The 15,555-nt window shown below is 39.4% G+C and carries 11 protein-coding genes; 6 read left to right on the plus strand and 5 right to left on the minus strand.

Annotated features, from left to right (window positions below):
* Positions 1-3 precede the first annotated feature (3 nt).
* Complete coding sequence (locus tag IV514_RS17525) at positions 4-1,320, plus strand: diguanylate cyclase (RefSeq protein ID WP_206485559.1); 1,317 nt, start codon at positions 4-6, stop codon at positions 1,318-1,320.
* 14 nt (positions 1,321-1,334) lie between these two features.
* Here the strand turns inward: IV514_RS17525 and yfaE are convergent, their stop codons facing one another.
* The 5 genes from yfaE to ubiG form a co-directional block, all read right to left on the minus strand.
* Complete coding sequence (gene yfaE, locus IV514_RS12270; protein WP_206485560.1) at positions 1,335-1,628, minus strand: class I ribonucleotide reductase maintenance protein YfaE; 294 nt, start codon at positions 1,626-1,628, stop codon at positions 1,335-1,337.
* Between the two features lie 49 nt (positions 1,629-1,677).
* Positions 1,678-2,808, minus strand: coding sequence for a class Ia ribonucleoside-diphosphate reductase subunit beta (gene nrdB / locus IV514_RS12275; RefSeq protein ID WP_206485561.1), 1,131 nt, complete (start codon positions 2,806-2,808; stop codon positions 1,678-1,680).
* Between the two features lie 108 nt (positions 2,809-2,916).
* A complete protein-coding gene (gene nrdA, locus IV514_RS12280) occupies positions 2,917-5,187 on the minus strand; it encodes a class 1a ribonucleoside-diphosphate reductase subunit alpha (protein ID WP_206485562.1) in 2,271 nt (756 codons plus the stop codon).
* Positions 5,188-5,574: 387 nt separating this feature from the next.
* On the minus strand, positions 5,575-6,240 hold the full coding sequence (locus IV514_RS12285; protein ID WP_206485563.1) for an HAD-IA family hydrolase: 666 nt from the start codon (positions 6,238-6,240) through the stop codon (positions 5,575-5,577).
* 3 nt (positions 6,241-6,243) lie between these two features.
* Entirely contained in the window at positions 6,244-6,945 is a 702-nt protein-coding gene (ubiG, locus tag IV514_RS12290) for a bifunctional 2-polyprenyl-6-hydroxyphenol methylase/3-demethylubiquinol 3-O-methyltransferase UbiG (RefSeq protein WP_206485564.1), read from the minus strand.
* A 343-nt stretch (positions 6,946-7,288) separates the two neighbouring features.
* Here ubiG and gyrA point away from each other — a divergent pair, with 343 nt between their 5' ends.
* The 5 genes from gyrA to rpsA all read left to right on the plus strand — a co-directional run bounded on the left by gyrA (position 7,289) and on the right by rpsA (position 15,530).
* Positions 7,289-9,997, plus strand: a complete 2,709-nt coding sequence (gyrA, locus tag IV514_RS12295) for a DNA topoisomerase (ATP-hydrolyzing) subunit A (RefSeq protein WP_206485565.1) — start codon at positions 7,289-7,291, stop codon at positions 9,995-9,997.
* Positions 9,998-10,600: 603 nt separating this feature from the next.
* Positions 10,601-11,689, plus strand: coding sequence for a 3-phosphoserine/phosphohydroxythreonine transaminase (serC, locus tag IV514_RS12300; protein WP_206485566.1), 1,089 nt, complete (start codon positions 10,601-10,603; stop codon positions 11,687-11,689).
* Position 11,690: 1 nt separating this feature from the next.
* The gene (gene aroA, locus IV514_RS12305) at positions 11,691-12,974 is read left to right on the plus strand and encodes a 3-phosphoshikimate 1-carboxyvinyltransferase (RefSeq protein WP_206485881.1); all 1,284 of its coding nucleotides are present in this window, start codon (positions 11,691-11,693) and stop codon (positions 12,972-12,974) included.
* A 78-nt stretch (positions 12,975-13,052) separates the two neighbouring features.
* Positions 13,053-13,751, plus strand: coding sequence for a (d)CMP kinase (cmk, locus tag IV514_RS12310; RefSeq protein ID WP_206485567.1), 699 nt, complete (start codon positions 13,053-13,055; stop codon positions 13,749-13,751).
* A gap of 117 nt (positions 13,752-13,868) precedes the next feature.
* Positions 13,869-15,530 carry a 30S ribosomal protein S1 gene (gene rpsA, locus IV514_RS12315; protein WP_206485568.1) on the plus strand — a complete coding sequence of 554 codons (1,662 nt, stop codon included), beginning with the start codon at positions 13,869-13,871 and terminating at the stop codon, positions 15,528-15,530.
* Positions 15,531-15,555: the final 25 nt, after the last annotated feature.

The following is a 15,555-nucleotide window of genomic DNA, read 5'->3' on the forward strand; positions in this document are numbered from 1 at the left end:
AAAGTGTATACAATATTAGCGGTTGATGACGCAAAATCTAGCTTAAGGCTACTTGAGTTTGACTTAAAAACAGCAGGTTATGATGTGGTTCTGGCCAACTCGGGGGAGCAAGCATTACAGTTATTAATAACGATTGAAGTTGATTTGATCTTACTTGATATGTACATGCCTGGTCTTACTGGTTTAGAGACTTTAAAACAGATCAAGCCGATGGCTAATTTTGAGCACCTCCCCGTTATCATGCTATCTGCTTCTGAGAAAGAAGAGCAAATTGTTGCTGCACTCGAATTGGGTGCCAGTGATTATGTTACTAAACCTTATACGGCAAAAATATTATTAGCTAGGATCAAGAATGCGTTGGTATTAATGGAAAAAACTAAGCAACTTGAATTACTCGCTAATACCGACTCATTAACTCAGCTAAGTAATCGTGGTCATTTTGATAGTTTAGTTAAAAAAGCCATTAATCAGGCAAAACGCGCTGATCAGTGTCTATCATTAGCCATGTTTGATCTCGATTTTTTTAAAAAGGTCAATGACAATTATGGTCATGAATCGGGAGATAAAGCGTTAGTTGAATTTGCGAACATACTAAGTTCAGTATTTCGAGATTATGACATCATTGGCAGAGTAGGCGGTGAAGAGTTTGCTGTTTGCATGCCTAATACCATTTTGCAAGATGCGATTCAAGCGTGTGAGCGTTGCCGATATTTAGTTGAAACAACACCTGTTAACGTTGATTCTAATGGTAAAGAAATTGCGATTTCATTGACCGTTAGTGTGGGTTTGGTGACTGAATGTTCATCTACAATTTCTTATGATGAAATGCTCCGTCATGCAGATATATTACTTTATCAAGCAAAAGCCAACGGTCGCAATCAAATTAATGTTAATGACAGTCGCAGAAACAATAGTGAAGGTGTATGTATGTCTCAAGCGGCAGAAGTAAATCACCAGCCAGTAGAAACTGAACTAGAGTTTTCAGGTATTGACTACCAAGGTGGAGTTAAAAACGTATTAGGGGATGATGGCTTGTTTCAAGAAATATTGCTGATGTTTTACGAAGATCATGGCAAAGATGGTGAGCATATTGAGCAAGCACTTAAAGCTAATGATCTAGAGCGATTAAAACACTTAGTTCATACGTTAAAAGGCGTTGCTTGTTCCATTAGTGCTAACACATTATTTGAAGCCGCCAAGAGTTTTGATCTGGCGATAAATGAACAGCGCACACAACAGTATCATGAGCTCTTTGCTGAACTTGAACAGCAGCTGTCGAATGTATTAGCGGGGATCAAACGTCAGTTGATTGATAAATAGCTAGTCTAATTATGTTAATCAATACTTAGGCTAACATCACTGACGGGAATGCAGCAACAGGGCAAAATTTCATTTTCACCAACAAAGGCGAGTGGCTCACCATTGGGGTAGCATATTTTGCCTGTTAATAATGTCACTCGACATGCGCCACAAAAGCCATCACGGCAGTGATAGTGTACTTCAATGTTAGCCTTTTCCAGACTATTAAGCAGCGTTTTATCTTGAGGGTCGTATTGCACCGTTTGTTGTGCCACTTCGATGGTATGGCGTTTGGTCACGTTAGACGAAGATGAGCTAGCATCTGACATGCTAGCTCACTTGAAAATTAATGCTAAGTTCCAAGTTGATACCCATTCGTTAAAGATCAAAATCGTCAAAGTCATCACTAGAAACAGAGGAGTCAACCTGACCGACCAAATAGCTTGAAATTTCTGTTTCTTGTGGAGCTACTTGAACATTGTCACTCACCAAATAAGCATTCATCCAAGGGAGTGGGTTACTCTTTATCTCAAACGGAGCATCAAAGCCGATAGCAGCTAATCGTTGATTACTGATATATTCAATATACTGATTTAGAATTTCAGCATTTAAGCCTATCATTGAACCATCTTTAAATAAGTATTGTGCCCATTCTTTTTCTTGCTCAACGACATCGAGGAAAATTTGTAAGCCATCATTACGCATTTCATGAGCAATTTCTTTCATCTCTGGGTCATCTTTTCCGCTAAACCAGTTATTAAGAATATGCTGAGTGCCTGTTAAGTGTAATGCTTCATCACGAGCGATAAGCTTAATAATTTTAGCATTTCCTTCTAGTAATTCTCGTTCTGCAAACGCGAAGGAGCAAGCAAAGCTGACATAGAAACGAATAGCTTCAAGCGCATTGACTGAGCATATGGCTAAAAATAGACGTTCCTTCAAGCGACGCTCTGTCACTTCAATTGATTTCCCTTCAACATCATAAACCCCTTCGCCTTGGGATTGTAGAAGTTGGGTAGTGATGATGACATCATCAAAATATTTAGCGATTGAAGAAGCACGCTTTAAGATGGCTGGATTAACAACAATATCATCAAATACTTCACTTGGATCGGTAAATAAGTTTCGTAAAATATGGGTATATGAACGCGAATGTATGGTTTCACTAAACGCCCAGGTTTCAACCCATGTTTCTACCTCGGGTAAAGACACTAATGGTAATAATACCGCGTTCACTGAACGAGCAGCCATACTATCAAGTAAGGTTTGATACTTTAAGTTAGAGATAAAAATATGTTTTTCAGAGTCGGTTAGTCCTTGCCAGTCGGCTCTGTCTTTCGATACATCAATCTCTTCAGGACGCCAAAAAAATGATAGCTGTTTCTCAATTAATTTTTCAAATGCAACATAACGTTGCTGATCGTAACGGGCAACATTAACACTATTCCCCATAAACATTGGTTCAAGTAATGCGTTATTTGGAGTTTGGTTAAAGGTACTGTAGGTCATTTATTGCTCCTAGAAACAATCAAAGAAGCGGATTGTTTCAAATATCTATTTTTATCGTTCGAGGGAAAAGAATTGCGCTATAGCATCATGTTATAGCGCAAATTATTATTATATTTTGCAAGCGCCGCCGGCACAGCTATCATCTTCTACTTCAACATTATCATCAGCGCCATCGCGAGTATTATGGTAATACATGGTTTTAATGCCGAGCTTATAAGCGGTTAATAAATCTTTCAAAATCTGTTTAATAGGAACTTTTCCGCCTTCATAGCGAGCTGGATCATAGTTAGTATTTGCCGAAATGGTTTGATCAATAAACTTTTGCATAATGCCAACTAATTCTAAATAGCCTTCATTGCTAGGGATGTTCCATAACAATTCATAGTTATCTTTTAATGTGGCGTATTCAGGCACAACTTGTTTCAAAATCCCATCTTTACTTGCTTTTATGCTAATTAAACCACGAGGCGGCTCAATACCATTTGTAGCGTTAGAGATTTGAGATGACGTTTCAGATGGCATCAAGGCTGATACGGTTGAATTTCTTACCCCATGCTGTTTAATGCTTTCTCGTAAACTCTCCCAATCTAAATGTAAGGGTTCATTAGTAATATTATCGATCTCTTTTTTATAGGTATCGATTGGTAATATACCTTGAGATAACCGAGTTTCATTAAACTTAGGACATGGCCCTTGCTCAATTGCTAAGTTATTTGATGCTTTTAATAAATAATATTGTATTGCTTCAAAGGTTCTATGAGTTAAGTTATTTGCACTGCCGTTGGAGTAGTACAGGCCGTTTTTAGCTAGATAATAGGCATAGTTAATTACGCCTATGCCTAGTGTTCGTCTACCCATAGTAGCATTTCGTGCTGCGGGCATCGGATAGTCTTGGTAATCTAATAAACAATCTAGCGCTCTAACGGCTAAATCAGCTAGGCCTTCTAACTCATCTAAACTATCAATGGCGCCTAAATTAAATGCTGATAGTGTGCAAAGAGCAATTTCCCCTTCGGGATCATTGATGTCATTTAATGGTTTTGTTGGTAGTGCAATCTCTAAACATAAATTACTTTGTCTGATCGGAGCCACTTCAGGTAAGAATGGACTGTGTGTATTACAATGATCGACATTTTGTAAGTAAATACGCCCAGTACTAGCACGTTCTTGAGCAAATAAAGTAAATAGCTCAATTGCTTTTATACATTTTTTTCGGATTGAATCATCGGCTTCATATTGTAAATATAACGCTTCAAATTTTTCCTGATCTTCAAAAAAGGCATCATATAAACCTGGTACATCGCTAGGACTAAAGAGCGTGATTGATTCGCCTTTAATTAAACGTTGGTACATAAGCTTATTAAATTGCACGCCATAATCTAAATGACGAACGCGGTTTTCATCAACACCGCGATTGTTTTTGAGTACTAATAGGCTTTCAACTTCTAAGTGCCATAGCGGATAAAATAAGGTTGCAGCACCACCACGTACACCGCCTTGAGAGCAGCTTTTAACCGCCGTTTGAAAATGCTTATAAAAGGGGATACAACCCGTATGAAAAGCCTCACCATTGCGGATAGTACTACCTAATGCACGAATACGCCCCGCGTTAATACCAATTCCCGCACGTTGTGAGACATATTTTACAATCGAACTTGAAGATGCGTTGATTGAATCTAAGCTGTCACCACACTCGATCAACACACAAGATGAAAATTGGCGAGTAGGAGTTCTGACTCCGGCCATTATCGGTGTTGGAAGTGAAATTTTAAATGTTGAAATTGCGTTATAGAAACCTTCAATATAACTTAAGCGGTTTTCTTTAGGGTACTTAGCAAATAAACAAGCCGCCACTAAAATATATAAAAATTGGGCGCTCTCATATATCTCACCAGTCACACGATTCTGTACTAAATACTTGCCTTCAAGTTGCTTAACTGCAGCATAACTGAAATTTAGATCGCGACGATGATCGATAAATTGCTCTAGCTGTTCAAATTCAGCTTCAGTATAGTCAGCTAATAAATGTTGATCATACTTACCCGCCTCAACTAAGTTGACGACCTGTTGATACAATTTTGGTGGCTCAAAGCGACCATAAGCCTTTTTGCGTAAATGAAATATCGCTAAACGTGCGGCAAGATATTGATAATCTGGAGTTTCTTCTGAGATTAAATCAGCAGCAGCTTTAATGATGGTTTCATGAATATCTTCTGTCTTAATGCCATCGTAAAACTGTATGTGTGACTTTAACTCTACTTGTGAGACAGAAACATTATCTAATCCATCTGCGGCCCATGCGATTACTTTATGGATTTTCTCTAGATCTATGGGTTCTTTATTGCCGTTGCGTTTGGTTACAAAGAGGTTGTTATTCATGAAAAACCTGTATCTCTACGATTATTTTTTTAATTATTAAAGCTGAATGTTTACAAAAATTTGAATTTGAGTTAATGCACTACATCTTGGGGCAAAACTTAAATCTGATCACAAGATAATGAGGTTTTAGTGTTATTGCAAGCACTAAAAAAGCCCTGTTTTGAGCATGGATTATACGAAGAATTATTTAGTTAGTGACAACTAACTTAGTACCGTCTTTTAAATTTGATTTTTAGGAAACGCAACGGTTTTTTCGCTTTTTTTTTACTGGATAGATTTATTTTAGTTAGAATTTTTATTTCTATATTACAAATTGTAATATAGAAATAAAATCCTTTAATTTACAGTGGGTTATAATTATTGTTTTATTAATAATCACCTTGGTGATTAAATGAACGTAAGGCAATCTGAGCTATTTTCAGCAATATAGTTTGCTTGCCAAAGGGAAGTGTCATCGCTTGCTTTGATATAGCCCCATTGTGCCACTATGGTGATCATTTGGGCACGATTTCCTGCTTCAATATCTCGTAAAGCATCGCCGATATATAAGCAATCAGTTGCCTCTATATTAAGCTCATTTACAGCAAACAGTAGGGGTTGTGGATCCGGCTTTCTGGTCGGCAAGGTATCGCCACCGACAACAACTTTACACTGGGCAAACTCAGGAAAGTGTGGCAATAACGATAAGGTTAAACCTTCCGGCTTATTAGTGACTATGCCCCAAGGGATATTGCGTTGATTAAGCGTATTAAGCAATTGCTCAACCCCTGGATATAGACAGGTATTATCGGCAATATGGTGTTGATAATAAGCTAAAAACTCAGCTCTTAATTCGTCATAACAAAACTGAGTTAATTGCTGACCAAAACCTAACTCCAACAGGCCTTTTGCACCATCAGATGCAACAGGGCGATAACGCTCAGGTTTTATTGAAGGAAAATCACGTTGATTAAGTACATGATTTAGTGCACTGCCAAGGTCGTCTGCGGTATCAAGTAAGGTGCCATCTAGATCAAACAATACGCCTTTTGCAGCTTGTGATGGTGTCGTCATTTACTAAACCTTCTGACAGCACAAAATGTAGTTCACATCTAAAGAATCAATCAATTTATGATTTTCAGTGATCGGGTTATAGTGAATACCTGCTGCATCGATACATTTTAAGTTATAGTGTTCAGCCCAGCCGATTAATTGTGAAGGGCGAATAAACTGTTGGTGATCATGAGTACCATCAGGGACAAGCTTTAAAATCTTTTCTGCCGCAAGGATAGCGAGTAAATACGATTTTATTGTTTTGTTTAAGGTGGAGAAGAAGACAAAACCACCAGGTTTGACTAATTTGCTACATGCCTGAACGATAGATTGTGGGTTGGGGACATGTTCAAGCATTTCCATACAGGTGACGACATCAAACTGATTCGCATGCAGTTGTGCCATCTCTTCTGCGGTAATTTTTTGATAATCCACTTTTATACCTGATTCGAGCGCATGTAATTTGGCAACATTTAACGGCTCTTCACCCATGTCGATACCTGTGACTGTTGCCCCCAATTGCGCCAGACTCTCGGCTAAAATACCACCACCACAGCCTACATCCAGTATATTTTTTTCAAATAATGTTTCTACATGCTGAATGATAAATTGGCGACGTAAGGGGTTGATTTGATGGAGTGGTTTAAACTCGCCATCAAGTTCCCACCACTGACTGGCAACTTTTTCAAACTTGGCGATTTCTTCATGATTCACATTTTGCGTCATAGCGTCAATTTCAAACTGGCTAATATAAAAGTTGGGTTATTCTAAACTAAAGTTAATAGTTCGCCTAGTTTGGAAAAATGTTTATTGAAAAGCGCGAATGATAGCGGATGTTATGTGCAAAATTGGTTTGTTGATGAATAAATCATCATTAATTGCTGCGATATCCATTTCAAAATACCGGCTTTGTTCAATCACTCAAATAATCACTTGAAATAGATAGTTAACCAAAGCAAAATGTCATGTTATAAAGCAGTACTGCCTACCGATACTTTGTGGTAGTATCATGTGCTGCGTTTTGACAATAATAATTTCCAAATAATAATTTTAGGGATACCGTCGTTTTATGACCGATCTGGCAAAAAATATTGCTCCAGTCAATATTGAGGATGAGCTAAAAAGCTCCTATTTAGATTATGCAATGAGCGTAATTGTAGGGCGAGCGTTACCTGACGTTCGGGATGGTTTAAAACCTGTACACCGTCGTGTTTTGTTTGCGATGAATGTATTAGGCAATGACTTTAATAAACCTTATAAAAAATCTGCCCGTGTGGTAGGTGATGTTATCGGTAAATATCACCCTCATGGTGATACGGCTGTTTACGATACGATAGTGCGGATGGCGCAAGACTTTTCAATGCGCTATATGCTTGTTGATGGCCAAGGAAACTTTGGTTCCGTGGATGGCGACTCTGCCGCGGCAATGCGTTATACCGAAATCCGCATGGATAAAATTTCTCATTCAATTTTAGCGGATCTTGATAAAGAAACAGTTGATTTTGTCCCTAACTATGACGGTACAGAACAAATCCCAGCGGTAATGCCAACCCGCATTCCAACATTATTAGTTAACGGCACCTCAGGTATTGCGGTTGGTATGGCAACAAATATACCACCACATAACTTAACTGAAGTGATCAATGGTTGTCTGGCATATATTGAAAATGAAGACATCACATTTGAAGAGCTCATTGAACATATTCCTGGCCCAGATTTCCCTACGTCCGGTATTATTAGTGGCCGAGCTGGCATTCATGAAGCTTATAAAACTGGACGCGGTAAAATGAAAATCCGCGCTCGTGCTGAAATAGAAGTGAATGAAAGCACAGGTAAAGAAACCATCGTGGTTCATGAATTACCTTATCAAGTGAACAAAGCGCGCTTGATTGAAAAAATGGCTGAGTTAGTCAAAGAAAAACGTTTAGAAGGCATTTCAGCACTACGTGATGAGTCGGATAAAGACGGCATGCGTATGGTTATTGAGGTTAAACGTGGTGATGTCGGTGAGGTCGTTTTAAACAACTTGTTTAAGTTGACTCAGATGCAGATCTCTTTTGGTTTAAATATGGTGGCATTAAGTAATGGCCAGCCAAGATTATTTAACTTAAAAGATATGCTTGAAGAGTTTGTCTTGCATCGTCGTGAAGTCGTGACTCGAAGAACTATTTTCGAATTACGTAAAGCTCGTGACCGTGCTCATATCTTAGAAGGCTTATCCATTGCGCTTGCTAATATCGATCCTGTGATCGAATTAGTTAAAACTTCGCAAAACAGAAAAGAAGCAGAAGAAAAACTTGTTGCTCAGGGGTGGAATTTAGGTAATGTTGCCAGCATGCTTGAAGCTGCAGGTACTGATGCTGCTCGCCCTGAATGGTTAGAGCCTGAATACGGTATTCGCGATGGTTTGTACTACTTAACACCAGAGCAAGCCAAAGCAATTGTTGATTTACAATTGTATAAGCTTTCGGGCATGGAACATGAAAAAATTCTAAATGAGTACAAAGAGTTATTAGACTTAATTGCTGAGTTAATGCATATTTTGGCCAGCCCAGCACGTTTAATGGAAGTGATTCGTGAAGAGCTTGAGCAAATTCGTGATGAATTTGGTGATGAGCGTCGAACTGAAATTACTAATGCGTCACATGATTTATCACTTGAAGATTTAATTTGTGAAGAAGATGTGGTCGTAACGCTTTCGAATGAAGGTTATGTGAAGTATCAAGCACTTTCTGATTATCAAGCGCAACGTCGTGGTGGTAAAGGTAAAGCTGCCACTAAAATGAAAGAAGAAGATTTTATTGAGCGCTTACTCGTTGCTAATACCCACGATACCATTTTATGTTTCTCTAACCGTGGTAAGTTGTATTGGTTGAAAGTGTATCAACTACCATTGGCAAGTAGAACAGCTCGTGGTCGTCCGATTGTTAATCTATTGCCACTTGAAAGTGATGAGAAAATTACTGCAATATTGCCTGTGAGGGAATATGAAGAAGATAAGTATATCATCATGGCAACGGCATCAGGCACAGTGAAGAAAACGCCATTAACTGCGTACTCAAATCAACGCGCTAACGGTATTATTGCCTTAAATTTAAGAGATGATGATACTTTGATCGGTGTTGATATTACTAACGGGGAGAATGACATTATGTTGTTCTCTGATGAAGGTAAAGTTGTTCGCTTTAACGAAAAAGTCCGTGATAGTGAAACGGGTGCCGTGAAGCTTGATCCTGAAACAGGTGAAGAACTTCATGCGTTAAGAGCCATGGGCAGAACAGCTACGGGTGTGCGAGGCATTAAACTGGAAGGTGATCAGAAAGTTGTTTCGTTAATTGTGCCGAAAAATGATGGTCCAATATTAACTGTGACGGAAAACGGCTTTGGTAAGCGTACCGCCTTGGAAGAGTATCCTGCGAAGAGTCGTGCGACGAAAGGGGTGGTTTCCATTAAAGTGAGTGAACGTAATGGGCCAGTCGTTGGTGCAGTGCAAGTAGAAGAACAAGACGAGATCATGTTGATCACTGATAACGGTACTTTAGTACGTACTCGGGTCAATGAAGTGAGTGTTATAGGTCGTAACACCCAAGGTGTTCGTATTATTCGTACCGCGGAAGATGAGCATGTGGTTGCCTTGCAACGTATCGATGAGATTGAAGTGGATGAGTCGAGTGAAACTGACGCTGAGGGCTCTATAGAAGGGAGTGACTCAGCTGACACACCGCCAACGAGTGAGCATGAAGAGCAATCTTCGCTCGACAATGGCGATAACGAATAGCGTTACCGCATCAAGTTTTAAAATAGGCGGTTAATCACCGCCTATTTTTTTATGTATGGATATATTTATCCTTGCGTGCCATGGATGGTGTTAGCAAGGGGTTATGTACAGGAAGTACGGTATGTCGCGGTTACATGGATGTAAAAGAGCGACGATGTATACTTGCTTGGATGCAGGATGCTAGAGCCGAGGAAGTACGGTATGTCGCGGTTACATGGATGTAAAAGAGCGACAATGTACACGATTGCTTGGATGCAGGAGGTAGAGCGAAGCAGGATGCCAGAGCCGAGGAAGTACGGTATGTCGCGGTTACATGGATGTAAAAGAGCGGCGATGTACACGATTGCATGGATGCAGGAGGTAGAGTGAAGCAGGATGCCAGAGCCAAGGAAGTAGGTCCGCTTTAGACAAAAACTAAGTACCTACATCCATGTAGGCACCATCAATGGTGCATGGATGTGCATCAGTGATGATGTCAAATATAGGACTGTTTTGGTTTCAGACTAAACCGTCGTTATACATTGTGAATTTAGGCTTGTTGGTATGCCAAATATCGATAAGCGTTGTTATTAGTAAATAAAATATTAAGGTTGTATTTTTATCATGTCCGGTGTTTATAATTTTTCTGCAGGTCCTGCAATGTTACCTTCACAAGTAATGCAACGAGCTCAACAAGAGTTTCTCAATTGGCAAGATACCGGTTGTTCAGTGATGGAAATGAGTCACAGAAGCAAAGAGTTTATTGCACTTGCACAAAAAGCAGAATCCGATTTACGACAATTGATGCACATACCGGACAATTATAAAGTGCTCTTTTGTCATGGTGGCGGTCGCGGACAATTTTCAGCAGTCCCGCTGAATTTATTACCTGTCGGAAAAAAAGCCGATTATGTTGTTAGTGGCTCTTGGTCCAAAGCTGCCGCTGAGGAAGCGCGTAATTTTGGTGATATTAATACCATCAATGTTGTAGAAGAAAAGGATGGCTTAATACAAGTTAAAAATACTGAGCAATGGTCACTTAGTGAGGATGCAGCGTATATTCACTATTGTCCTAATGAAACGGTTGATGGTATTGAAATGTTTGATATACCTAATACCAATGGTGTGCCATTAATTGCTGATATGTCGTCAACCATCTTGTCTCGTGAGATTGATGTTAGTCAGTTCGCTATGATTTATGCTGGTGCACAGAAAAATATTGGTCCTTCGGGATTAACAATTGTCATTATTGATGAGCAATTACTCGGGAATGCACGTAAAGAAACCCCGTGTATCATGAATTATCAATTAATTGCAGATAATGATTCTATGTACAACACTCCGCCCACTTATGCCTGGTATTTAGCAGGTTTAGTCTTTCAATGGTTAAATGATCAAGGTGGGGTCAGTGCAATTGCTAAGCTTAACCAGCAAAAAGCAAGATTAATCTACCAATATGTTGATCAAAGTACCTGTTATCACAATCACATTATTGATAAAAATCGTAGCTTAATGAATATTCCTTTTTGGTTGGTTGATGAATCGTTAAACGAGCAATTTTTAGCACAAGCAAAAGCGCAAGGACTTGTTGCCTTGAAAGGGCACCGTTCTGTTGGAGGGATGCGGGCAAGCATCTATAACGCTATGCCGATTGAAGGCGTTGAAAAGTTAGTGGATTTTATGAAAAAATTTGAACAAGAGGTTAAAAGATAAAATGGAGCAGTTAACGTTACAGCCAATAAACAAAATTAATGGCGAAGTCTTTTTACCTGGCTCTAAAAGTTTATCTAATCGTGCCTTATTAATTGCTGCACTCGCTAAAGGAACTACGACGATCACTAATCTATTAGTGAGTGATGACATTAAGCATATGTTAGATGCGTTAAAAAGCCTCGGGGTTGATTATCGCTTAAGTGATTGCGGTACTGAGTGCACTATTGTTGGCAATAATGGTTTTTTTCAAAGCAGCAGTCCTGTGGAATTATACTTAGGTAATGCTGGTACCGCTATGCGTCCTTTATGTGCAGCACTTGCTGCGAGTGACGGTGAATTTATATTAACCGGTGAACCACGGATGAAAGAAAGACCTATCGGTCATTTAGTGGATGCACTGGCGCAATTAAATGCGGATATTGAGTACATTGAAAATAAAGATTATCCACCGGTAAAAATTCATGGTAAAGCCTTATCGGGCAATACGGTGACTATCGACGGTTCAATTTCAAGTCAATTTTTAACTGCCATACTGATGATCACCCCGTTATTAGCAACAGATACAAAGATTATTATCGAGGGTGAATTGGTGTCTAAGCCTTATATTGATATCACCTTAGATATCATGCGTCGTTTCGGTGTTAATGTGCAAAACAATGATTACCAATCATTTATCGTTAGTGGTCAGCAATGTTATCAAGCCGTAGAGCGCTATATGGTAGAAGGTGATGCTTCTTCCGCATCTTACTTTTTAGCAGCTGGTGCGATCAAAGGTGGCGAGATTACCGTTCACGGTGTTGGTAAGTTAAGTGTGCAGGGCGATAAACATTTTGCCGATGTACTGGAAAAAATGGGCGCACAAGTGACTTGGCATGATGAATCTATCACAGTTAAAGGCAAACCATTGATTGCGGTAGATATGGATATGAATCATATTCCGGATGCGGCAATGACGATTGCTACTACAGCGCTTTTTGCTCAAGGTACTACGTCGATTCGTAATATTTATAATTGGAGAGTAAAGGAAACGGATCGTTTATCAGCGATGGCAACAGAGCTTAGAAAGGTAGGAGCAGAGGTTATTGAAGGTGAAGACTTCATATCAGTCACTCCTCCTAAAGTTATCCAGCATGCCGAGATTGATACCTACAATGATCACCGAGTAGCCATGTGTTTTTCATTAGTCGCATTAAGTGGCATACCTGTCACTATTAATGACCCAAAGTGTACGGCGAAAACTTTTCCTGATTATTTTGATAAGTTAGCGCTAGTCTCTACTTTATGATTTAACAAAAAATTTTTACGCGATTTTGAAAACTAAATCCAGTATAATGCCGCCGATTTCGGCATTTGGAGAATATATATGCAGGATAACATTCCAGTAATAACCATTGATGGACCCAGTGGTGCTGGTAAAGGAACTGCTGCACGTTTAGTTGCTGAGCAGTTAGGGTGGCACCTATTAGACAGTGGTGCGATTTATCGAGTATTGGCAGTTGCAATTGAGCATCATCATTTAACTGTTGAAGACGAAGAGCCTCTGATCCCCATCGCTGCACATCTTGATGTGCAGTTTGAAATATCATCTGATAGCGATAGTAAGGTGATTTTGGAAGGTGAGAACGTCACTAGCTCAATTCGTACAGAAGAAATTGGTGCTTTAGCATCAAAAGTAGCCGCATTTCCAAGAGTGAGAGAGGCTTTGTTAAGACGACAACGTGCTTTTAAAGTGTCACCTGGATTGGTAGCAGATGGTCGTGATATGGGAACAGTCGTCTTTAAAGACGCGCCCGTGAAAGTATTTTTGACTGCCAGCGCAGAAGAGCGCGCACAACGCAGATATAATCAGTTGAAAGAGAAAGGCTTTGATGTTAAAATCACGCGCCTTCTGGATGACATACGTCAACGAGACGAACGTGATCAGAGCCGAAAAGTGGCTCCACTTGTGCCAGCTGAAGGAGCGTTAATTGTTGATTCTACCGAGCTTTCGATAGAAGAAGTAGTAAATAAAATTATGTTATTTGCTAATGAAAAATTAACGCAAACATTGGCGTCTCAATAGTAAAAAATCTGAGAAACCAATTTATTTAGCCTAAAGTAAGGATACATTAGGTCTTATTAATAACCCCATGAAACATGTAAGTTGATTGGATTAAAACTCTGAGCTCATATAAATATTATGACTGAAAATTTTGCACAACTTTTTGAAGAAAGTTTAAAAGAAATCGAAACACGTCCTGGTTCAATTATCAAAGGAACCGTGGTAGCCATCAACAAAGACAACGTTTTAGTTGACGCCGGCTTAAAATCTGAATCTGTTATCTCAATTGACCAATTTAAAAACTCTGCTGGTGAAGTAGAAATTGAAGTTGGTGCAGAAGTTGATGTTGCATTAGACGCTACTGACGATGGTTTCGGTGAAACAATACTTTCTCGTGAAAAAGCAAAACGTCATGAAGCATGGCAAGTACTTGAAAAAGCGTACGAAGAAAAAGAAACTGTTATCGGTGTTATCAACGGTAAAGTTAAAGGTGGTTTCACGGTTGAAGTTAGCAACATTCGTGCTTTCTTACCAGGTTCATTAGTTGATGTACGTCCAGTACGTGACACAGCTCACCTTGAAGGCAAAGATTTAGAATTCAAAGTTATTAAGCTTGACCAAAAGCGTAATAACGTAGTTGTTTCTCGTCGTGCTGTTATCGAATCTGAAAGCAGCGTAGAACGCGATGCATTATTAGAATCGTTAGCTGAAGGTATCGAAGTTAAAGGTATCGTTAAGAACTTAACTGATTACGGTGCATTCGTAGACTTAGGCGGTATCGACGGTTTATTACATATCACAGATATGGCATGGAAACGTGTTAAACATCCAAGTGAAATTGTAAACGTTGGTGACGAGATCCAAGTTAAAGTATTGAAGTTCGACCGTGAGCGTACTCGTGTATCTCTAGGTATGAAGCAGTTAGGCGAAGATCCATGGGTAGCTATTGCTAAGCGTTACCCTGAAGGTGCTAAACTTTCTGGTCGTGTAACTAACTTAACTGATTACGGTTGTTTTGTTGAAATCCAAGAAGGCGTTGAAGGTTTAGTTCACGTGTCTGAAATGGATTGGACAAATAAAAACATTCACCCATCTAAAGTGGTTAACTTAGGTGACACTGTTGAAGTGATGGTATTAGAAATCGATGAAGAACGTCGTCGTATTTCTCTTGGTCTTAAGCAATGTATCCCGAACCCTTGGGAAGAATTTGCTAAGAACTTCAGCAAAGGTGATAAAGTTAGCGGTAAGATCAAGTCAATCACTGACTTTGGTATCTTCATTGGTCTTGACGGTGGTATCGACGGTCTTGTTCACTTATCTGACATTTCATGGGCTGGCGGCGAAGAAGCTGTTCGTGAATACAAGAAAGGTGATGAAATCTCAGCTGTGGTATTACAAGTTGACCCAGAGCGTGAGCGTATCTCTTTAGGTGTTAAGCAAACTGAAGATGATCCATTTAATCAATACCTTGCAGATAACAAAAAAGGTGCTATTGTTACAGGTAAGGCAATTGAAGTAGACGCTAAAGGTGCTAAGATTGAATTAGCAGAAGGTGTTGAAGGTTACTTGCGTGTATCTGACATCTCTCGTGATCGCATTGAAGATGCTTCAACAGAATTATCTGTTGGTGATGATGTAGAAGCTAAGTTTATGGGTGTTGATCGTAAGAACCGCACTATTAGCTTATCAATCAAAGCGAAAGATCAAGCTGACGAACGTGAAGCAATGGATAGCTTAAACCAAAGTGAAGATACTGGTTTAAGTGCTATGGCAGCAGCGTTTAAAAACGCTAAAAACTAATTTTAGCCGGGATGAGGAGAAAGCT

Origin of the sequence: Thalassotalea sp. G2M2-11 (genome assembly GCF_017168195.1) — a bacterium.
Lineage (GTDB): Bacteria > Pseudomonadota > Gammaproteobacteria > Enterobacterales > Alteromonadaceae > Thalassotalea_E.